Source organism: Raineya sp. (assembly GCF_053497555.1).
Map to the genome: position 1 here is coordinate 24,213 of NZ_JBRCWE010000092.1, position 19,115 is coordinate 43,327.

Sequence of the window (19,115 nt, forward strand, 5' to 3'; positions counted from 1 at the left end):
CTTGTAAAAGTTTTTCAAAATTTACAAAACTTTGAGCAAATATGAAAAGGATTTTTGAAAAAATAAAATTATCTTTGTGCGATTTATATTTTTTTGTTAAACTTGCAACGTACAAAAACAAAAACATATAAATATATGACAGGAAATTTATTTATAGCCATTTTGCATTTAGTAATGGCGTTTATTTTGGCAGTTTTGGTAACCTTCAGTACCACAAGAATTTTTCTTCGTGCTATCCGGCGAAAGTATCAGATTACGCCCCAAAATATTTCTTTTGCGATACTGCTGGCTTCTGTGATTTTTTCGGTAGGTTACATTATTTCAGGTCTGGAAGAGCCTATTTTCAAGGTAGTAAATACCATACGTGCTATGGAAACAGAAACTACCAGTGTTTTTTTCGGGGCGGTGAAGTATATTCTTATTTTCATTACGCTTGGGTATATTTTTTCTTTCATAGTGGTAGCTTTGGGAATGTACTTGTTTAATCTTATCAATACCGAAATAGATGAGTTGCAAGAAATTAGTCAGAACAATATAGCTGTGGGTATTTTGGTTGGTGTCATTATCATTGTGATTGCACTTTTTGTAAAAGGCACTATCATATTTCTCATTGAAAACCTCATTCCATACCCCGAAATGCCCATTAGAACGTAAAAAAGCAAGCTGTAAATTAGATATGCTTGAAAAAAGTGAAAAAGAGGCTTGGTAGGTTTGAAAGTTTGAAGTTTGAACTTGAATATTTTAACCTATAAAATAATAATCTTGCCTCTTATATCCTGTTTGTTGTTTCCAAACATCAAAATATATGTCCGACTTACGCCAAGATGATTGTTTTGAATTAGGTAAAATCTTAAAAACTCACGCTCTTTACGGAGAAGTGAGTATTTTTTTAGATGTAGATTACCCCGAAGATTATGAGGCTCTGCAAGAAGTTTGGGTAGAAATAGAAAAAAAACTACAAAAATTTGAAGTAGAAGGCGTACGACTATTGCCGAACAAACCTCAGACAGCACTGCTCAAACTCAAAAATATTGATAGCATTGAACAAGCTCAAGAAATCGTTGGTGCAAAGCTCTTTTTGCCGCTTTCTTTTCTGCCCCCGCTGGGTGAAAAGCAGTTTTACTTTCACGAAATTATTGGCTTTTTGGTAGTTGATAAAGTTTTGGGCAATTTAGCTCAAATCCAAGACGTTTATACTACCACACAAACGGCTTTGCTTGTAATGCTATATCAAGGCAAAGAAGTGCTAATCCCTATCAACGACGAAGTGATTTTGCAAGTAGATAGAAAAGAAAAAAAACTACACGTAGCTCTGCCCGAAGGGCTATTAGACGTATATCTGCAAGATTAAGCCTTGTTTAGCATTATATTCGTGCCTTGTAATAATTTTTTGTCTCAAAATTTCACTTATTTAGATTGATTTTAGGTAAAAATTGTCTTAATATTGTGCCATATCTGCAAACAATTTGAATGAACAAGATTTTTTATAGCAAATAAAACCTATTACAACTATGGCAGGTAATAGCACACAAAAGTTAAGTCTGACTCTCAAAATTTGGCGACAAAAAAATAAGAACGACAAAGGCAGAATGGTGGAGTACAAAGTTACTGCCTCCCCCGACATGTCTTTTTTAGAAATGCTTGACGTACTCAACGAGGATTTGCTTCGCAAAGGCGAAGACCCTGTTGCTTTTGACCACGACTGCCGAGAAGGTATTTGCGGAATGTGTAGTTTGTTTATCAACGGACAGCCCCACGGACCCAAACAAACTACCACTTGCCAACTTCATATGCGTAGTTTCAAAGATGGCGATACAATTTATATTGAGCCTTGGCGTGCCAAAGCTTTTCCTGTTATCAAAGATTTGGTAGTAGATAGAAGTGCTTTTGACCGAATCATTCAGGCAGGAGGCTTTATTTCTGTAAATACAGGCGTAACCGTTGATGCCAATGAAATTCCTATTCCCAAACACGTAGCTAGCGAGGCTATGGATGCCGCTACTTGTATTGGTTGTGGTGCTTGTGTTGCTTCCTGCAAAAATGCTTCGGCTATGCTTTTCGTTTCGGCTAAAATCGCTCATTTGGGCTTACTTCCCCAAGGACAAGCCGAACGCAAACGCCGTGTGCAAAAAATGATTGCTCAAATGGATGCCGAAGGTTTTGGCTCTTGTACCAATACAGGTGCTTGCGAAGCTCAATGCCCCAAAGGAATTTCGCTTCGTAACATCGCACGTATGAATAGAGATTACTATGTAGCCAAACTCACCGCCGAAGAAGAACTCGTATAAAACAACATTTTGCGACAACATCAACCTATGGTGTTGTCGCTTTTTCTTTTCAAACTTAAATTGTAAGAAGTTATTTACGTTCAAAAAGTTTAAAAGTTCAAGAGTTTGAGGTAAAAGTTTTGCTCCGTCTAAATATCCAATGTTCTAAATCCTGTCTCCTGTCTCCTGTCTCCTGTTTCCTGTTTCACCGCAAACTATACCTATAAACAATTATCTTACATTTTTTTCAATTCTTGTTGTGGGCGAGCATAGCTAAAACGTGCTATTTCTTGGGCTTGATAGTAAGCATCTAAACCACTCACCACTGCCGTTCCTGCTTTTTGCAAATCAATAAAACCATCAGAACGCAAGTAATCATCAGGTACAAAAAACTCTTGCACTTCGCCAATTATCAAATAAACTTCATTGGTAGGGATAAAAATAGCTTCCACGAATTTCATTCCTATCTGAATTTGGCTTTCAGCTACGAAAGGAGCAGGAAAATCGTTTTTGTAAACTGGCGTCAAGCCGCAAGCCGCAAATTCAGAAACCTCTTTGGGGTATTTGGCAGAGGTCTGGTGAGCTTTTTCTACAAAACTCGTATGCACGTGATTGAAAGTATAAAAGCCTGTTTCGTGAATGTTGTCGTAAGTGTGCCTTTCTACGGTAGTAGGTCGCATTACAAAGGCAATATGAGGCGGATTTGCTCCCAAATGCACCAAAGAATTAAAGATTGCAAGATTTTCATTACCCTTTTTATCTCTTGTACCTATGAGATTGGCATTTTTGAAACCTAAAAGGGTATTCATTAGGTTTCGGCGGTACAAAGTTTCCAGTTCTAACAAAGATTTTTTTGTAAAATGAGCCATAGCAGAGTATATTGTTTTTTTTTTGAAACCAAAAGGCTGTAAAATTGTTTGAAAAATAAAAACCTATCAGGCTATTGCTTGATAGGCTTTCGGTAATATTTTCTCGGAAAAAACTTATTTTTTCTTTAATCCGAAGGCTTTACGGATAGCATCTACGTAATCCAGTTTTTCCCAAGTAAAGAATTCCACCTCTTTTTTAGTTTTCTTACGGATTTCTTGTTTGCTATTTTTATCCTCTTTTACCTCTACATACGAAACATCAACTTTGGCTTTGTATGGCTCTCTGCCCACGTGTCCGTAGGCGGCGGTAGGAGAGAAAATAGGGTTTTTCAAGCCCAAACGCTCAACAATAGCTTTGGGACGCATATCAAACATTTCTGCAATTTTTTCAGCAATTTGAGCATCGCTTAATTTTACTTTGGCTGTGCCAAAAGTATTTACATTGAGCGAAACAGGCTTAGAAATTCCAATTGCATAAGCTACCTGCACCAAAGCCTCATCAGCCAGCCCAGCGGCAACAATATTTTTCGCAATATGACGGGCGGCATAGGCGGCACTTCTATCAACTTTGGAAGAATCTTTACCCGAAAACGCTCCTCCGCCGTGGGCACCTTTTCCTCCGTAAGTATCTACAATAATTTTTCTACCTGTCAGTCCTGTATCGCCGTGAGGACCGCCAATAACAAATTTTCCCGTAGGGTTGATGTGATAAACGGTCTTTTTATCCAGTAGCTCGGCAGGAATAACACGTGCAATGACGTGCTTTTTCACATCTTCGCTAATTTTCTTGAGCATTTTGGCTTCTGTATCAAACTCATCGTGTTGGGTAGAAACCACAATGGTATGTACTCTTTTGGGTTTGCCTTTATCATCATATTCAATAGTAACCTGCGATTTGGCATCAGGGCGTAAATAAGGCATTAGTTCGGGCTGTTCTTTGCGAATACGAGCCAATTCTTTCACAATTCGGTGTGAAAAAGCAAGTGCCATTGGCATATATTCGGGGGTTTCGTTGGTAGCATAACCGAACATCATTCCTTGGTCGCCTGCACCTTGGTCTTTATCCAAGCCTTTTCCTTCATCAACACCTTGAGCAATATCAGGCGATTGGGCGTGAAGGGTAACCATTACACCGCAAGATTTAGATTCAAATTGATATTCAGCTTTGGTATAGCCGATACGTTCAATGGTTTGGCGTACAACTTCGGGAATATCTACGTAGGCTTGTGTGGTAACCTCACCTGCAATTACAGCTAACCCCGTGGTAACCAGCGTTTCGCAAGCAACACGCGAATTGGGGTCTTGGGCGAGCATTGCATCAAGGATAGCATCAGAAATTTGGTCTGCTACTTTGTCGGGGTGTCCTTCGGATACCGATTCAGAGGTGAATAAATATGCCATTGGTTTTTGAAATTTTAATTTTTTCGGTAAAACAACGCTTTTTTTCGCAAAATAAAATTTTGAGTGGCAAATTTACAGATTTTTTCAAATCCGCTATATTTTTTTACAATTTTTTGATTGTCAAAGATAAATTCAGCCTTTTTGTAGAAAGTTTTTCAGAATTTGCTCGCCTACATTACTACTTTTTTCGGGGTGAAACTGCACGGCATAGAAGTTTTTATATTGCAGAGCGGCACTGAAAGGCAAAATATATTCCGTTTGGGCAATAGTTGCAGTGCCTATTTCAGCATAATAGCTATGCACATAATATACATACGAGCCACTGGCTATGCCACTAAAAAGCTCCGATTGTAAATTTTCAATGCTATTCCAGCCTACGTGAGGTACTTTACTGCCCTTATCGGTAGGAAATTTTTTAACGTTCAAGTCAAAAATACCCAAACACTCTGTATTTCCTTCTTCCGAGTGCTTGCAAAGTAGTTGTAGCCCCAAACATATTCCCAAAACGGGCTGTGTGAGGTTTTGGATAACCCTATCTAATCCTTTGTTTTTCAGATATTTCATTGCAGAGCTTGCCTCACCTACACCGGGAAAAATTACTCTATCAGCGGTTTGCAAAATTTCGGGTTTATCAGTAAGAATCCCCTCTACACCCAAACGCTTCAAGGCAAACAGAACAGATTGTACGTTTCCTGCGTTGTATTGAACGATAGCGATAGTCATTCCTTGTATTGTTTGATATATTCAAAAAGCAAATACATTTCCGAAAAGCTGCTTGCTGTCCAATCTAAACTTTCATTTTCTATATGCCAGATAGATTTTTTTGAGTTTTCAATTGCAGTAAGCAATTTTTCTTTCAGTTTGGCATAAATATCTTGATTGGGGTTGATGAAGTATTTTTTAGTTTTTTCATAATCTTTTATGTATTTTTTCAACTCCTCTTCTGCTTTCCTACAACTTCTAAAAGTCTTTTGCGTAAAACGAAAATGCAATAAAAACCAATATTCCAAACAAGGGTTATTGATAATGGTCAAAATTTTCTTCTGTTTAGCCTTTTGAAGATATTTTAGAAAATTTTTCACTTGATTATCACTCAAAATAACATCAAAATCAATTATCCAGAAAACAGCTTGATAGCCCTCTTTCAGTAACGATATAGCTTTTTCGTACTGCTCTTTGATGGATTTTTTTTGAGGCAATTTGGGTTCTATACTAAATTGAAGATTCTCTTCATTTTTTTGTAACATTTCCAAATAGCATATCTCTGTTTCTCCTTCTACAAGTACTGCTATTTTAGATTTTTTAGGTTTAATTTGGGAAATATGAGTTTTTTTTCGTTTCATTTCTTAAATATATCTACCTTTTAGGTTTGGAATAGCCCCCAATCTACCTACTTTATAGGATTGCAGAATATTTGTCTTTTTATTGAATGTCCTTTTATCAAAATCTGCAAGAGAATACAGCTCTGTAGCCAAGTTTTCATCTTTCTGTACAAACCAGATAACATCGTTTCTAAAAATATCTGTATTTTCAAGAAATTCTCTGTAATGCGTTGTTGCAATGATTTGCGAGTTTTTAGTATTGAGCAAGAACATCAATAAGAAATGTTCTAATAAGTCGGGGTGCAATGAAGCCTCTATTTCATCAATAGGAAATATGAAAGATTTTTTGATAAGCAACGTTAGTATTCCTGCAAGTTCATAAAATCGTTGAGTTCCTTTGGACTCCAACTGAAATGGTAACTTTTCGTGTTTGTTTTTACTAATTTTATGAACAAAATAAACTTCAAAAATAGGTACTAATTTTTCTCTCTCTTCAATTGTCAAATCATTTATATATTTAGGTGCTTGCTCATCATCGGAGATATAACTCGCAACTAATTCCCGGATAAAAATATCGTCTATTCCAAAATCTGCTTTTTTCAAAATATCTAAAAGTATCGCTTTATCAATTTCCCCCGAATAAATATGGTAATGAATAAAGTTTTCTAAAAAACTGCTTAACAACAAACCTTCTAAATGCCCACTAAACCACTCTATTGCCCCTTCTAAATATGCAATAGAAGTATTGGTTTTGAGGTATCCCCCCAACACGGTATTATTCCACAAAGTATTGGTTTCAAGAATTTTAAGGATAACCTTATCATCAAAGATTTTCTCATTAAATTTAATTTGAGCAAGTTTCTTGATAGGGTCAGTTTGCCTACTATAAATGGTATTTTTATTTACAACCATTTTTTCATTCAAAATAGCTTCATTTGTAAAGCAAAGCTCATAAGAATAGATATTCGCATTATGCGAGAATTTGATTTCAAAAATAGTTGGACTTGTTCGGCTTTTTTCATCAAACAGAAAAGGCTGAAAATGGATAGTTTCGTTTTTATGCGAAAGTGGATTGATTACTAATTGCCTCAAAAAGTCTAATGCTTTCAAAATATTGGTTTTCCCCGAAGCATTGGCACCATAAATAAGGGCTAATTTCAGCAGTCGCAAGCCATTTGTTTGAATTACGTAATGCTCTTCTAAATGCTTACTCTTATCAGCAACAAATGAAAGGGTTTGTTTGTCTTTTATAGAAGCAAAGTTTTGAACACTAAATTCAATCAGCATTTCTGATTTTTTTTGCAAAATAAACAATAAATTTCCAAAATTTACTAAAAATTCATAAAAATATGCTCACGCTCTACTCTGCTACCGATGGCTCAAAAACACTTCTGAATACGGCTCTCAACGAAACTTATCATTCTCGGAATGGTTCTATTGCCGAGTCTTTACACGTATTTTTGCAGGCGGGCTTACACGATTGGCTCGCTGAAAATTCTAATTTTCAAGATACTATCCGAATTTTGGAGATAGGTTTTGGTACAGGGCTGAATGCCTTGCTCACTCTGCAAAGTGCCTTTCAGAGGAAACTTTCTATTTACTACCAAACTTTGGAAACTTATCCTCTTGCCTACGAGCAAATAAAACCTTTACAATACGTTGAGCAAATTGATAGCCATTTAGAGTCTTATTTTGAGGCTATGCACCAAAGCGATTGGAATAAAGCCGTAGTTATTTCTGATAATTTTGTTTTGGAAAAAAGAAAAATCGCTTTACAAACATACCAAAGCGAGGCTATTTTTGATATTGTATATTTTGATGCCTTTGCCCCCAACGTACAACCCGAATTGTGGGAAATAGAGCAAATCAGGCGTACTGCCGATGCAATGAAGCAAGGTGCTTTTTGGGTTACTTATTCTGCTAAAGGGCAACTTCGCAGAGATTTGAAAACTCTCGGCTTACAAGTAGAAAAACTGCCCGGTGCTTTGGGCAAACGTGAAATGACTAGAGGGAGAAAAGTGTAATAAGTTCAAATTGTTAGTATTGACTGAATTATAGAATAAAGCACAGATATTTTTTAGATTTACTACAATTTTATTTTTGCTTATCAATAAAAATTTTTAGATTTGCCTAAAATTTGGATTTGCAGGAAACAAACTTTATATTTGCAACAATGTTGCAAAAAAAAATAAATTTAGCTATGAAAAAATTATTCTTTTTGGGTTGGGTTTGGCTGTATAGTGTTTCCGTAATCGCCCAAACAGGCACTTTGCAAGGTTTTGTAAAAGATGATGTTACCCGTGAGGCAATGGTAGGGGCTGTAATAAAACTGGAAAAAACTTCTTTTCAAACTATCAGTGATAGTACAGGATTTTTTTCTTTGCATAATATTCCCGTAGGTCAGTACACGCTTTTGGTACAGGGAATTGGCATTTTGCCTTGGGCAAAAAAAATTACTATCAGCGAAGGAACCAATGAAAATCTGCTAATTTTGGCAAGTAGCGAAAACATTGGTGAAGTGGTAGTTTCAGGCACTTTGCGAGAAACGGAAACCAGCCAAAGTCCGATTTTGGTAGAAGTGTATAGCGAGCATTTTTTACAAAAAAATCCTACTTCCAATTTTGCCGATGCCTTGCAGTACATCAATGGGGTACGCCCCCAAATTACTTGTAGTGTTTGCGGCACAACAGGCATACAAATCAATGGAATGGAAGCTCCTTACACAATGGTACTCATTGACGGAATGCCCATAGTAAGTGGCTTGGGAACGGTGTATGGTTTCAGTGGTATTCCTACGAGCCTAATTAAACGCATTGAAGTTATCAAAGGAACAGCCTCAACGCTTTATGGCTCGGAAGCAGTTGCGGGGCTTATCAATATTATCACCAAATCGCCACAACAAGCCGAAAAATTCAGCATTGATGTATTTGCAAGCTCTCACCAAGAATATAATGCCGATATGGCTTTCAGCCAAAAAATAGGTAAGGTTTCCACTTTATTAAGTTCTAATCTGTTTTGGTTCAATAGCAAAAGAGATATGAATGTAGATAATTTTATGGATATACCTTTACAAAAACGCTTTTCAGTGTTCAACAAATGGCAAATTGAGCGAAAAGACCAAAAAAATACTTCTATAGCTTGGCGATACATCTACGAAAATCGCCTGGGTGGCGAAATGCTTTTTACAGAGGCTTTGCGTGGCTCTGAACAAATTTATGGCGAAAGCATTTTTACCAAACGTTTTGAACTGCTTGGCAGATACGATTTGCCTACGAAAGAAAAACTATCACTGCAATACTCTTTCAACCATCACAACCAAAATGCTTTTTATGGAAATACACCCTACAAGGCTACCCAAAGCATTGCTTTTGCACAGATGCTTTGGGAGAAAAAGTTAGATAATCGCAATCATTTGCTTGCGGGTAGTACGTTTCGTTACACTTTTTATGATGATAATTCGCCTGCAACTGCATCAGCCGATGGTAACCGCAATCAGCCCTCAAAAATCTATTTGCCAAGCATTTTTTTACAAAATGAAACAGCATTTAGCCCCAAACACTCGCTTTTGCTTGGCTTACGTTACGACTACAATTCGGCTCACGGAAATATCCTAACGCCTCGTTTGGCTTACAAATTTACGGCTAATGAAGATAACATCTGGCGTTTGAATGTAGGAAAAGGTTTTCGGGTGGTCAATCTTTTTACCGAAGACCACGCCGCCCTTACAGGTGCAAGAAGCGTAGTGCTTGCCAGCCAGCTCAGACCCGAAGAATCTTGGAACGCAAGCATAAGTTATGAAAAAACATTGCTTGCAGGCAAAAACTTGCTTACTTGGGAAAATAACCTTTTTTACACTTACTTTACCAATCGTATTTTACCCAATTACGAAATAGATGATAACCTAATTGTCTATGACAACTTACAGGGCTATTCGGTAGTGAGAGGCTGGGGAAGTAATTTGAATTTTCAAAGCCCGCAGGGCTTGCGTTGGAACTTAGGTTTTACGCTTCTGCAATCTTTTGTGCAAGAGCAAAAACGCCGCAATCAGGTTTTGGTTTCACCATTTTCAGCAACTTGGAGCGTAAGTTATACTTTTGCCAAAATTCGTACAACCCTTGATTGGACAGGTAATTTGTACAGCCCCATGCCCCTTGTAGTAGTAGAAAATGATTTTCGTCCCGAAAAATCGCCTTGGTATAGTATTCAGAACTTGCAGGTTACAACTTCAATTCAGGAAAAATGGCAAGTATATGCAGGTGTAAAAAACCTACTCAACTTTATGCCTCAAAATCCGCTTTTCAACCCTCAAAATCCATTTAGCGATAGTTTTGACACGGCTTATGGTTTTGCTCCTCTGCAAGGCATTAGAGGGTTTTTAGGCTTGCGGTGGCATTTGCATTAAAAAATCCCGAAAAACATTTTTTTCGGGATTTTGAATGATTTTTTACATCTTCTTTGCCGCTTCAATAATTTTAGGCACTACTTGGAACGCATCGCCTACAATGCCGTAGTCGGCGGCTTGGAAAAAGGGTGCTTCGGGGTCTGAATTGATAACCACAATACATTTAGAGGAATTCACTCCTGCCAAATGCTGAATAGCTCCCGAAATACCAATAGCAATGTAAAGGTTCGGACTTACTTTTACGCCTGTTTGCCCTACGTGTTCGTGGTGAGGTCGCCAATGTAAATCGGAAACAGGTTTGGAGCAACCCGTAGCCGCACCCAAAACTTTGGCAAGTTCTTCTACAATACCCCAGTTTTCGGGTCCTTTCAAGCCTCTACCCCCCGAAACCACAATATTGGCTTCAGGCAAAGAGATAGTGCCTGTGGCTTTTTCGGTGTTTGTAATTTTGGCGGCAAAGTCGCTATCGTTCAAAGTAGGAGCAAATGCTTCAACACTTGCCGTATTGGTTGTAGGAGTTACAGCGTAGATATTTTTCTTGATTGCCAAAATTTTCTTTTCGGTGTTAATCGCAGTATTGGCAAAAGCCTTTCCTGTGTAAATGCTTCTTTTTACTACAAAACCATTGCTCAAATTGGGCAAATCCACCACATTGGATGCAAGTCCTGCTTTCAATCTGCCTGCTACACGTGCCGCTACGGCATCGCCCAACGAAGATTTAGCAAGTACAAGCACAGAGGCATTTTCCTTTTCCACAGCTTGTGCAATAGCATTGCTATATGCCTGAATGATACCTGTATTCAGACGGCTATCGGCAACGTGAAGCACCTTGCTTGCACCATAATTGCCTAATTTTTCCAATTCTTGGGCATCGCCAAGTACCAAAGCCGTGGCACTTGTGCCAAGCATTTCGGCTACTTTTGCACCATAGCCAACAGCTTCTAATGAAGAGGGTTTCGCTTTCCCTTCGGCGGTTTCTACAAATATTAAAACTGACATCGGACTCAAAATTTTGGAGGTTTATGAAAAAAAATACAAGACAAAATAAAGCTGATTTACAACATTTTACTCTTATACTGTACTCACTACAACACTTTGGCTTCTGTTTTGAGCAAATCTATCAACTTTTCGGCTTCCTCGGCGGGTATCATCTTACAAGCACCTTTGGGCGGTGGCAGTTCAAAAGAAAGACTTTTGGTAAGTTCTTGTGGGTTTGCAGGAGCTATTACTTGCAAAGGTTTGCTTTTCGCCGACATAATGCCTCGCATATTAGGGATTTTCCATTCGGCGATAGGCTCTTGGCAACCCAATACCAAAGGCAGAGGAGCTTCCAAATATTCTTTTCCGCCTTCTATTTCTCTTGCCATTTTGGCAATATTGCCCTCAATATCCAATTTCATTACAGGCGAAAACGAAGGGATACCTAACAATTCGCCCACAATGCCGTGCACTTGCCCGCCGTTGAAATCAATGGATTCTCGCCCCATTAAGATTAAATCATAGTTATTTTGCTTACAGATATGGGCAATCTGTTCGGCTACGAAAAAAGCATCGGTAGGCTCGGCATCAATGCGAATAGCATCATCACAACCCAAAGCCAGAGCTTTACGAATAGAAGGCTCCGTTTCGGCAGTACCTACGTTTAGCACGGTTACAGTAGCCCCAAATTGTTCTTTGAGTTCTACGGCACGCGAAAGAGCATAGTCGTCGTAAGGACCAATCACAAATTGTACGCCTGTGGTATCCAATTTTGAGCCATCGGGCGTGAATTTGATTTTTGTGGTGGTATCAGGAACGTGTGTAATGCAAACTAAAATTTTCATTTGCGTTCATTTTAGAGTGAAACATTTTTGGCTAATTAAGTTGCAAGTTAAGTATTTTGTTTGGCAAAATTCAAATTTTTCCGAAAAAATATTATGCAAGCATACTAATTTTGAAAATTTTAGGCAAATCTTAATTATTTGCGTTCAAAAAGTTCAGTCTTTCAAGTGTTTGAGGTAAAAGTTTTACTCCGTCTATCTCCTATCTCCTGAATCTTGTTTCCTACCTCCTTATTGCAAAATATACCTAAAAGGCAACTACTCTTCGGTATAAGCCCAATCAATGCCTTGTTTGGTATCTTTGAGCGTGATACCAATCTTTTTGAGTTCTGCACGGATTTCATCAACTTTTGCATAGTTTTTTTCCGCTTTTGCTTCTGCATACAATTTGAGCAAAGTTTGCAAGAGCGGTTCTACCTCCTTGATAGGCTCTTCTTGAATGCCCAAAATTTCTGTAAGCACCAAAGGATACATTTTTTGCAGGTAAGCAAAAGTGCTTTCCTGGATAGCAGAAATTTTGGCAGGATTGTTCTGTAAAGTGTTTATCTTTTTAGTGATAGCAAGCAAATGTGTAATTGCCAGTGCCGTATTCAAGTCGTCATCAAGGGCTTCAAAAATTTTTTGAAAATCATTTTGTATCTCATTTTCCAGCTTGCTATCGTGTGTGGTAGGTTCAAACTCGCTGTAATGCAAGTTTTTTAGCACTTTGCCTGCATTGATGAGCTTGAAATAGTTTTTTTGCGTAGCTTTCAGAGCTTCATCAGAAAAATCAATAGTGCTACGATAATGAGCCTGCAAAATGAAAAGCCTCACCACCATAGGCGAATAGGCTTGCGAAAGCAAAGAATGAGAACCTTCAAATAGCTCGGCAAGGCTAATGAAATTGCCCAAAGATTTGCTCATTTTTTGCCCATTTACGGTTACCATATTGTTGTGCATCCAATATTTTACAGGAATTTTGCCTGCATTAGCGGCTTTGGCTTGGGCAATTTCACATTCGTGGTGCGGGAAAATCAAATCCATACCGCCGCCGTGAATATCAAAAGTTTCGCCAAGGTATTTGGTACTCATTACACTACATTCAATATGCCACCCAGGAAAGCCCTCGCCCCAAGGCGAGTTCCAACGCATCAGATGCTCAGGGGCGGCTTTTTTCCATAGAGCAAAATCAGCGGGATTTTTCTTTTCGTCTTGCCCCTCTAAGGTTCTTCGCTCCTCGCCTGCTCCTGCAAGCAATTCTTCAATTACTCTACCCGAAAGTTCGCCGTAGTTGTATTTTTTGCTTTGATAGGCTTCTACATCAAAATATACTGAGCCATTTACTTCATAAGCCAGTCCTGCGTCAAGAATTTTTTGTGTCATTTCAATTTGTTCTAAAATATGCCCTGTGGCAGTGGGTTCAATATCGGGACGCAAGACATTGAGTTTGTCCATTACATTGTGATAGCGAATGGTGTAGCGTTGAACAATCTCCATTGGTTCAAGCTGTTCCAGTTTCGCTTGCCTGCTAATTCTATCTTCGCCTTCGTTGGTATCGCCAAGCAAATGCCCTACATCAGTGATATTTCTTACAAAACGTACTTTATAGCCTTTGTAAATAAGGTAGCGGCGAAGGACATCAAAAACTACGGCAGGTCTGCCATTGCCTATGTGGGCATCGTTATACACCGTGGGTCCGCACAAGTAAATGCCTACAAAAGGCGGATTCAGCGGCTCAAAGTTTTCTTTCTGACGCGTAAGGGTATTGTAGAGTTTCAAGGTTTTTTTATTTTGAGGATTTGCCGCAAATATAAAAATTTATATTTGCAGGAAAACGTTTTTCTGCAAATAAGGAATTTCTTATTTGCAGAAAAAGCCGTAAATGCAAATAACATTCACTATCAAACAAAAAGTTCTGTAATGTGTTTTTTTGAAAAAACAAAAATGCAAGAAGAGGTAAATCGTTTTGTAGAATTTGGAAAAATCTTTGACCGCCCCACACGCAAATATTTGGCAGAGTATCTGAAAAAGAAACTTCATTTGGCAAATGATTTGGAAAAACTTTCCGCTTCTTTGCAAATTTACAACCTGCCCATAGCCCAAGCTCTTGATAAGATTTTGGAAAGTCCGAAGGTAAGAAGTATTTCAGAAAAATACAAGCAAGCCAGCGAGCAAATACTTTTAGATTTGCTGAAATGGCTCAAAAAAATACAGACTCAATTAGATACCCAAAACCCTTTTCTTGATGAAATTAGCCTTTTTCAGCGATGGGAAGCTACACCAGCTTTTTGGTGGGCAAAACAATGGTATTACCTCACTAATTACCTTAAAGAAATGTATACTGCCCAAGAGTTGGATATTAGCTTTTATGAAAAAAAGTTTGAAGCTATTTTACGCCATATAGACCTTTTTGCTTTGGAAAAAGAAGGCAAAAAGTATGAGAAAGAATTGCAAGAACTTGAAATAATTGCCGAGGATTTGCTTACGCAATGGAAAGCACTACTCACTGCCAAACGCTTGCAATGGGAAATAGAGCAAGCCGAAAAAGAGCAAGAGGCTTTTCTGCAAGTCTTGGAAAGCAAAATTGAGGAGTTTAGCAAATTCATAGAGCTTATTAGTCCATTTGCAAACGAGGTAGGTCATTTTTGGGATATGTCTTCGGGCAAATGGCACAAAGCAGGGTTTGAACTTCTTGAAAAATATGCTCAAATTCTGCAAAAAGAACAGGGTTTGCGAGAGCTTGCCGAAATGCTTGGCAAAATGCGTGAAGCTCGCACCGAAACCAATGAGGAAATCTATGAAAACATCATCAGCCGCAAGGCTTGGATAGCAGATTTTCAGAAAAAAGATGAAATTGGGGGTGTTTTTCAAGATAATTATCTGCCCAATGTACTTCCTTCGGAAATGGCTTTTTTGGGGGATAGTGCCACAGAAAACGCTTTTTGGAAAAAATACGTTGAAAAAGAACTTTTGAGCTTTCGGTATCAGGGCAAAACTTTGGTGCAACACGATAAAATTCAGTATTTTCGTCAGCAAAAAGTGCGTAAAAAAGAAAAAGGTCCTTTCATTGTTTGTGTGGATACGAGTGGCTCAATGGAAGGCACGCCTGAACAAATAGCCAAAACACTCTGTTTCGCTATTCTCAAAATGGCAAGTAGCGAAAACCGCAAGGCTTATCTTATCAATTTTTCCGTAGGTATCAAAACCATCAATCTATTAGATTTGGCAAACTCAATGGATTTGCTCATTGAGTTTTTGATGATGTCTTTTCACGGCGGTACAGATGCCGCCCCAGCCCTTATAGAAGCAATTCGTATGCTTCAAAGCAACGAGTATAAGGAAGCCGATGTACTAATGATTTCCGATTTTGTAATGTTTTCTTTGCGAGAAGATATTGTCAAAAAAATTCGCCAGGAGCAGGAAAAAGATACCCGCTTTCATAGCCTGACCATTTCGCACAAACCGAACCCCGAAATTGTCTATCATTTTGATAATAACTGGCAGTACAACCCCGAAAGCAAAGAAGTCATCAAAATCATTTACAAAGATTTGATGTGTTTGAAAGATTGCTGAACGATTGGATATTTCCTTGTCTTACATTCATTGAAAGTTTTTTCAAATTTTCAGTAAAGTGCTTGTTGGTTTTGATTTTTTTGTTATGTTTGCCTTGCAAATTTTCACCAAAAAACGTTTTTTATGCAAACCACAAGAGTTTTCGCTATTTTCGCTTTGCTTGGAATAGGTATGGGGGTAGTAGGTTGTGAAAATAAAGGTTCAGGCGAACAAAAACCCGACACTACTATCACACAAAAAGTAAAAGACGAAGTTATCAAAAATGTAGCTGATGCTGTAAAGCAGTTGCCTCCTGTACAAGAACTGCCCGATTTACTTGCTTCGGCAGGTGTTGATGATTTCTATGAAAAGCTCATCAATCCTACCAAAAATGTTGATAAATACCTCACTACCAACGACCTTGCCGCTATGAACTTCGGTGCTTATGTGATTGACTTGGGCTATGTACTGAACTACGAGAAAATTCAGATGGGAAGCGACTATATGGGGGCTTGCCAAAAATTGGCTGATAAAATTGGGGTTAGCTCTGCCATAGACCAACAAAAAATTGAGCGTTTTGGTAAAAACTTGGATAAAAAAGATTCGCTTATCAAGATTGCTAACGAAACCGTACAAAATATTGATAAATATCTGCGTGCCAACGAAAGAACCAATATTTCTGCAATTATTTTGGGGGCAATGTTTGTGGAAGGTTTGCATATTTCTACAAGCATTATCGGTATGCCTTCGGATATGGACAAAAACACCAAAGATTTGGTTTTCAGCAGAATGGTAAAAATTATCGCCGACCAAGAAAAATCGCTTGATGATGCTATCTCTTCTTTGGAAGCCGTAAAACCTACGGGCAAAGCCCAAGATTTGCTCAACGGTCTGAAAGCTATCAAGCAGGTATATGCCGAAAAGAAATATGCCGAAAAATTTGCTTCTTACAAAACTGGCGAAAAAGTCCCTGTTTCTACCGAAGACTTAAAGCCTTTGCAAGCCAAAACACAAGAAGTTCGTAAATTGATAATTGAGTAATACTAAAATCCATTTTCGGTGGTTGGGCGTAGCCGAAACCACCGAAAATGCCTATCATCAAAATTATTTCAACAAAGCCACTTTTAGCTGTATTCTCACCACATCTCCCATCGTTTTACATTTAAGAAATTCGTTGTTTTTGTGATATTCGGCAAGTTCGTGTTTGAGCTGATAGGTTTTTTCAGAGCTTGAAATGGTATCTTTTCGCATTACATCAATCAAATCTTTTACGCGATAACGTGCCGAAACCAGTCTTCGCCCAATGAGGGTTCGCTCTTCGTGCTGATATTGCTTGGCAGTTTCTTTATTGACGTGTTTGAGGCACAATTCTACAATGGGGTTATTTTCTTTGAAAAATTGTGGCAAATACATTCGGTGTTTGCCCTCGTAAGATTGTTGGTCAAAATCAATGGCACGCACTCGGTATTGCTCATTATCAAAGTCGGGGGTAATATCCACCACATAATTGTAGGCTCGCATATCGCCCAAAAGACGAATAAAACAACGCTCATTGAACTTTACAAACTCTTTGGCAATGCGAACGGTATTCATTTCGGGGCGTTGGAGATAGTTTTGGATAAAAGCATCGCCGGGTATGCCCGCAATGTGTTCTTCTATAAGTGTATTTTTATGCACTAAAAAGCTAATTCGGTTGGGCGAAAGCAAATGTTCCAATTCCAAGCCATAAATACGAGAAGCATCGGCTTTTTTTACATAAAAATAATCGTAATTGTCGTTGTAGTTATTGATGATTCTGATACGAAAAGGGTGCGAATTGCCAAACACGCAGTAATCAATTCTATCTACGTGCAAATGCTCCATTACAGAAATATCGCCATCGGTTTTTAGCAAAGCATACACGGTGGTAAGAGCTTTATCAAGCTCTTGTGTCATATCTTGGCTATAAATAACAGAGTTCCATAGCGTATCTTTGCCCTTTTTATCTAAAACAGGGAAGGCATCGGTGTAGCGAAGCAAATCTTCGTAGCTTACAGGTAAAACACAAGTACGCTGATAAGTTTGCAAATAGCTTCGCAACTCTTTGGAAATAGGAAAAGCAGGCTTTTTTTTGGAAATTTCAATCATAGCAGTTAGGGGCAAAAATTTGATAGATCTTTTTCTTGCTTCCAGTTTTTGCTTCTTGAAGCTACTCAAAAATAAACTTTTTTTCGTAGAAATCAAATTTCTCGTTATTTTTGCCGAGTTTTTAAGCCTATTCAATATGATGAAATACAATTTCTTAGCTCCTGCTTGCTTGCTTTTAGAAGATGGGACACTCTTTGAAGGTTTTGCGATTGGCAAAAAGGGTACCACTACGGGCGAAATTTGCTTCAATACAGGAATGACGGGCTATCAGGAAATTTATACTGACCCTTCCTATTTTGGGCAGATTGTCGTAAATACTACTGCCCATATAGGCGTATATGGCACCTACCACGAGGAGCAAGAAGCAGAAAAGCCTACTATCCGAGGAATGGTTTGCAATGCTTTTTCTCATATTTTTTCTCGCCACAAAGCCGAAAAATCCTTGCAAACTTATTTAGAAGAAAACAATATTGTAGCCATTGCAGGAGTGGATACTCGCCGTTTGGTACAGCATATTCGCCTGAAAGGAGCTATGAATGGAGTTATTTCATCAGAAAATTTGGAAATAGGTTTTTTGCAAAAAAAACTACAAGAAACGCCTCCAATGAAAGGGCTTGAACTTTCCAGCCAAGTAAGTACGCAAAAATCTTATTTTTTTGGAAATCCGCAAGCACGCCACAAGGTAGCAGTTCTGGATTTGGGTGTAAAGCGAAATATTTTACGCTGTTTGGCTGAAAGAGATGTGTATATGCAAGTATTTCCTGCCCAAACGCCTTTCTCTGAAATGCAGAAGTTTAATCCTGACGGCTATTTTATTTCTAACGGACCTGGCGACCCTGCCGCTATGCCTTACGCCGTTGAAACCGTAAAGCAAATTTTAGAAAATAATGCCCCCCTATTTGGCATTTGCTTAGGACATCAAATTTTAGCTCTTGCCAGTGGTATTGGCACTCATAAGTTGCATCACGGACACAGAGGCTTAAATCACCCTGTCAAGAATTTGCTTACGGGCAAAAGCGAAATTACTTCCCAAAATCACGGATTTGGGGTAAATAAAGAAGAAATTGAGCAAAGCGATTGCGTTCAAATTACCCATATCAATCTCAACGACCACAGCGTAGAGGGCTTACGCCGAACCGATAAACCTGCTTTTTCGGTACAATATCACCCCGAAGCCTCACCCGGCACTCACGACTCGCGTTATCTGTTTGATGAATTTGTGCAAATGCTGAATAAAAATTAGACTATCGTACTTCTATTTTTTTTGATATCTGAGCTTTGCGAAAAATATTTGCTCACGCAAACTTTTTTCTCAAAAATTTGTTATATCTTTGTGTAATCTAAACTCATTCTAAATAAAAATTACGTTTCTGTAT

The 19,115-nt window shown here is 38.3% G+C and carries 17 protein-coding genes; 8 read left to right on the forward strand and 9 right to left on the reverse strand.

Annotated elements, in window-relative coordinates:
* Window positions 1–135: 135 nt before the first annotated feature.
* The 3 genes from ACWITO_RS11995 to ACWITO_RS12005 all read left to right on the forward strand — a co-directional run bounded on the left by ACWITO_RS11995 (window position 136) and on the right by ACWITO_RS12005 (window position 2,288).
* On the forward strand, window positions 136–654 hold the full coding sequence (locus tag ACWITO_RS11995; RefSeq protein ID WP_448530235.1) for a DUF350 domain-containing protein: 519 nt from the start codon (window positions 136–138) through the stop codon (window positions 652–654).
* Between the two features lie 151 nt (window positions 655–805).
* A complete protein-coding gene (gene rimM, locus ACWITO_RS12000) occupies window positions 806–1,351 on the forward strand; it encodes a ribosome maturation factor RimM (protein WP_448530236.1) in 546 nt (181 codons plus the stop codon).
* A 160-nt stretch (window positions 1,352–1,511) separates the two neighbouring features.
* A complete protein-coding gene (locus ACWITO_RS12005; protein ID WP_448530237.1) occupies window positions 1,512–2,288 on the forward strand; it encodes a succinate dehydrogenase/fumarate reductase iron-sulfur subunit in 777 nt (258 codons plus the stop codon).
* Window positions 2,289–2,503: 215 nt separating this feature from the next.
* Here the strand turns inward: ACWITO_RS12005 and ACWITO_RS12010 are convergent, their stop codons facing one another.
* From ACWITO_RS12010 to ACWITO_RS12030, 5 genes are all read right to left on the reverse strand, one after another.
* On the reverse strand, window positions 2,504–3,136 hold the full coding sequence (locus ACWITO_RS12010; RefSeq protein WP_448530238.1) for a flavin reductase family protein: 633 nt from the start codon (window positions 3,134–3,136) through the stop codon (window positions 2,504–2,506).
* 114 nt (window positions 3,137–3,250) lie between these two features.
* Window positions 3,251–4,537, reverse strand: coding sequence for a methionine adenosyltransferase (metK, locus tag ACWITO_RS12015; RefSeq protein WP_448530239.1), 1,287 nt, complete (start codon window positions 4,535–4,537; stop codon window positions 3,251–3,253).
* 132 nt (window positions 4,538–4,669) lie between these two features.
* The gene (gene hisH / locus ACWITO_RS12020) at window positions 4,670–5,260 is read right to left on the reverse strand and encodes an imidazole glycerol phosphate synthase subunit HisH (protein ID WP_448530240.1); all 591 of its coding nucleotides are present in this window, start codon (window positions 5,258–5,260) and stop codon (window positions 4,670–4,672) included.
* Window positions 5,257–5,880, reverse strand: coding sequence for an RloB family protein (locus ACWITO_RS12025; RefSeq protein ID WP_448530241.1), 624 nt, complete (start codon window positions 5,878–5,880; stop codon window positions 5,257–5,259). Before ACWITO_RS12025 ends, hisH begins: the two co-directional genes overlap by 4 nt.
* A gap of 3 nt (window positions 5,881–5,883) precedes the next feature.
* The gene (locus tag ACWITO_RS12030; RefSeq protein ID WP_448530242.1) at window positions 5,884–7,146 is read right to left on the reverse strand and encodes an AAA family ATPase; all 1,263 of its coding nucleotides are present in this window, start codon (window positions 7,144–7,146) and stop codon (window positions 5,884–5,886) included.
* 62 nt (window positions 7,147–7,208) lie between these two features.
* Here ACWITO_RS12030 and mnmD point away from each other — a divergent pair, with 62 nt between their 5' ends.
* Window positions 7,209–7,883, forward strand: coding sequence for a tRNA (5-methylaminomethyl-2-thiouridine)(34)-methyltransferase MnmD (gene mnmD, locus ACWITO_RS12035; protein ID WP_448530243.1), 675 nt, complete (start codon window positions 7,209–7,211; stop codon window positions 7,881–7,883).
* Between the two features lie 176 nt (window positions 7,884–8,059).
* Window positions 8,060–10,261 carry a TonB-dependent receptor gene (locus tag ACWITO_RS12040; RefSeq protein ID WP_448530244.1) on the forward strand — a complete coding sequence of 734 codons (2,202 nt, stop codon included), beginning with the start codon at window positions 8,060–8,062 and terminating at the stop codon, window positions 10,259–10,261.
* 42 nt (window positions 10,262–10,303) lie between these two features.
* Here the strand turns inward: ACWITO_RS12040 and ACWITO_RS12045 are convergent, their stop codons facing one another.
* The 3 genes from ACWITO_RS12045 to cysS form a co-directional block, all read right to left on the reverse strand.
* On the reverse strand, window positions 10,304–11,260 hold the full coding sequence (locus ACWITO_RS12045; protein ID WP_448530245.1) for an electron transfer flavoprotein subunit alpha/FixB family protein: 957 nt from the start codon (window positions 11,258–11,260) through the stop codon (window positions 10,304–10,306).
* 86 nt (window positions 11,261–11,346) lie between these two features.
* Complete coding sequence (locus tag ACWITO_RS12050; protein ID WP_448530246.1) at window positions 11,347–12,084, reverse strand: electron transfer flavoprotein subunit beta/FixA family protein; 738 nt, start codon at window positions 12,082–12,084, stop codon at window positions 11,347–11,349.
* A 255-nt stretch (window positions 12,085–12,339) separates the two neighbouring features.
* Window positions 12,340–13,839: a cysteine--tRNA ligase gene (cysS, locus tag ACWITO_RS12055; protein ID WP_448530247.1), complete on the reverse strand. Its 1,500-nt coding sequence runs from the start codon at window positions 13,837–13,839 to the stop codon at window positions 12,340–12,342.
* Between the two features lie 141 nt (window positions 13,840–13,980).
* On the opposite strand from cysS, the gene ACWITO_RS12060 reads away from it, so the two are divergent.
* On the forward strand, window positions 13,981–15,633 hold the full coding sequence (locus tag ACWITO_RS12060; RefSeq protein ID WP_448530248.1) for a VWA domain-containing protein: 1,653 nt from the start codon (window positions 13,981–13,983) through the stop codon (window positions 15,631–15,633).
* A 123-nt stretch (window positions 15,634–15,756) separates the two neighbouring features.
* Window positions 15,757–16,653, forward strand: coding sequence for a hypothetical protein (locus tag ACWITO_RS12065; protein ID WP_448530249.1), 897 nt, complete (start codon window positions 15,757–15,759; stop codon window positions 16,651–16,653).
* A 63-nt stretch (window positions 16,654–16,716) separates the two neighbouring features.
* Here ACWITO_RS12065 and ACWITO_RS12070 read toward each other — a convergent pair whose 3' ends face one another.
* On the reverse strand, window positions 16,717–17,739 hold the full coding sequence (locus ACWITO_RS12070; RefSeq protein ID WP_448530251.1) for a hypothetical protein: 1,023 nt from the start codon (window positions 17,737–17,739) through the stop codon (window positions 16,717–16,719).
* A 139-nt stretch (window positions 17,740–17,878) separates the two neighbouring features.
* On the opposite strand from ACWITO_RS12070, the gene carA reads away from it, so the two are divergent.
* Entirely contained in the window at window positions 17,879–18,982 is a 1,104-nt protein-coding gene (gene carA / locus ACWITO_RS12075; RefSeq protein ID WP_448530252.1) for a glutamine-hydrolyzing carbamoyl-phosphate synthase small subunit, read from the forward strand.
* The last annotated feature ends 133 nt before the right edge of the window (window positions 18,983–19,115 follow it).

What these genes read in the sequence shown, in the direction of transcription:
- ACWITO_RS11995 (WP_448530235.1), top strand. Translation starts at nt 136, where the DNA reads ATGACAGGAAATTTATTTATAGCCATTTTGCATTTAGTAATGGCGTTT.
- rimM (WP_448530236.1), top strand. Translation starts at nt 806, where the DNA reads ATGTCCGACTTACGCCAAGATGATTGTTTTGAATTAGGTAAAATCTTA.
- ACWITO_RS12005 (WP_448530237.1), top strand. Translation starts at nt 1,512, where the DNA reads ATGGCAGGTAATAGCACACAAAAGTTAAGTCTGACTCTCAAAATTTGG.
- ACWITO_RS12010 (WP_448530238.1), bottom strand. Translation starts at nt 3,136, where the DNA reads ATGGCTCATTTTACAAAAAAATCTTTGTTAGAACTGGAAACTTTGTAC.
- metK (WP_448530239.1), bottom strand. Translation starts at nt 4,537, where the DNA reads ATGGCATATTTATTCACCTCTGAATCGGTATCCGAAGGACACCCCGAC.
- hisH (WP_448530240.1), bottom strand. Translation starts at nt 5,260, where the DNA reads ATGACTATCGCTATCGTTCAATACAACGCAGGAAACGTACAATCTGTT.
- ACWITO_RS12025 (WP_448530241.1), bottom strand. Translation starts at nt 5,880, where the DNA reads ATGAAACGAAAAAAAACTCATATTTCCCAAATTAAACCTAAAAAATCT.
- ACWITO_RS12030 (WP_448530242.1), bottom strand. Translation starts at nt 7,146, where the DNA reads ATGCTGATTGAATTTAGTGTTCAAAACTTTGCTTCTATAAAAGACAAA.
- mnmD (WP_448530243.1), top strand. Translation starts at nt 7,209, where the DNA reads ATGCTCACGCTCTACTCTGCTACCGATGGCTCAAAAACACTTCTGAAT.
- ACWITO_RS12040 (WP_448530244.1), top strand. Translation starts at nt 8,060, where the DNA reads ATGAAAAAATTATTCTTTTTGGGTTGGGTTTGGCTGTATAGTGTTTCC.
- ACWITO_RS12045 (WP_448530245.1), bottom strand. Translation starts at nt 11,260, where the DNA reads ATGTCAGTTTTAATATTTGTAGAAACCGCCGAAGGGAAAGCGAAACCC.
- ACWITO_RS12050 (WP_448530246.1), bottom strand. Translation starts at nt 12,084, where the DNA reads ATGAAAATTTTAGTTTGCATTACACACGTTCCTGATACCACCACAAAA.
- ACWITO_RS12060 (WP_448530248.1), top strand. Translation starts at nt 13,981, where the DNA reads ATGTGTTTTTTTGAAAAAACAAAAATGCAAGAAGAGGTAAATCGTTTT.
- ACWITO_RS12065 (WP_448530249.1), top strand. Translation starts at nt 15,757, where the DNA reads ATGCAAACCACAAGAGTTTTCGCTATTTTCGCTTTGCTTGGAATAGGT.
- ACWITO_RS12070 (WP_448530251.1), bottom strand. Translation starts at nt 17,739, where the DNA reads ATGATTGAAATTTCCAAAAAAAAGCCTGCTTTTCCTATTTCCAAAGAG.
- carA (WP_448530252.1), top strand. Translation starts at nt 17,879, where the DNA reads ATGAAATACAATTTCTTAGCTCCTGCTTGCTTGCTTTTAGAAGATGGG.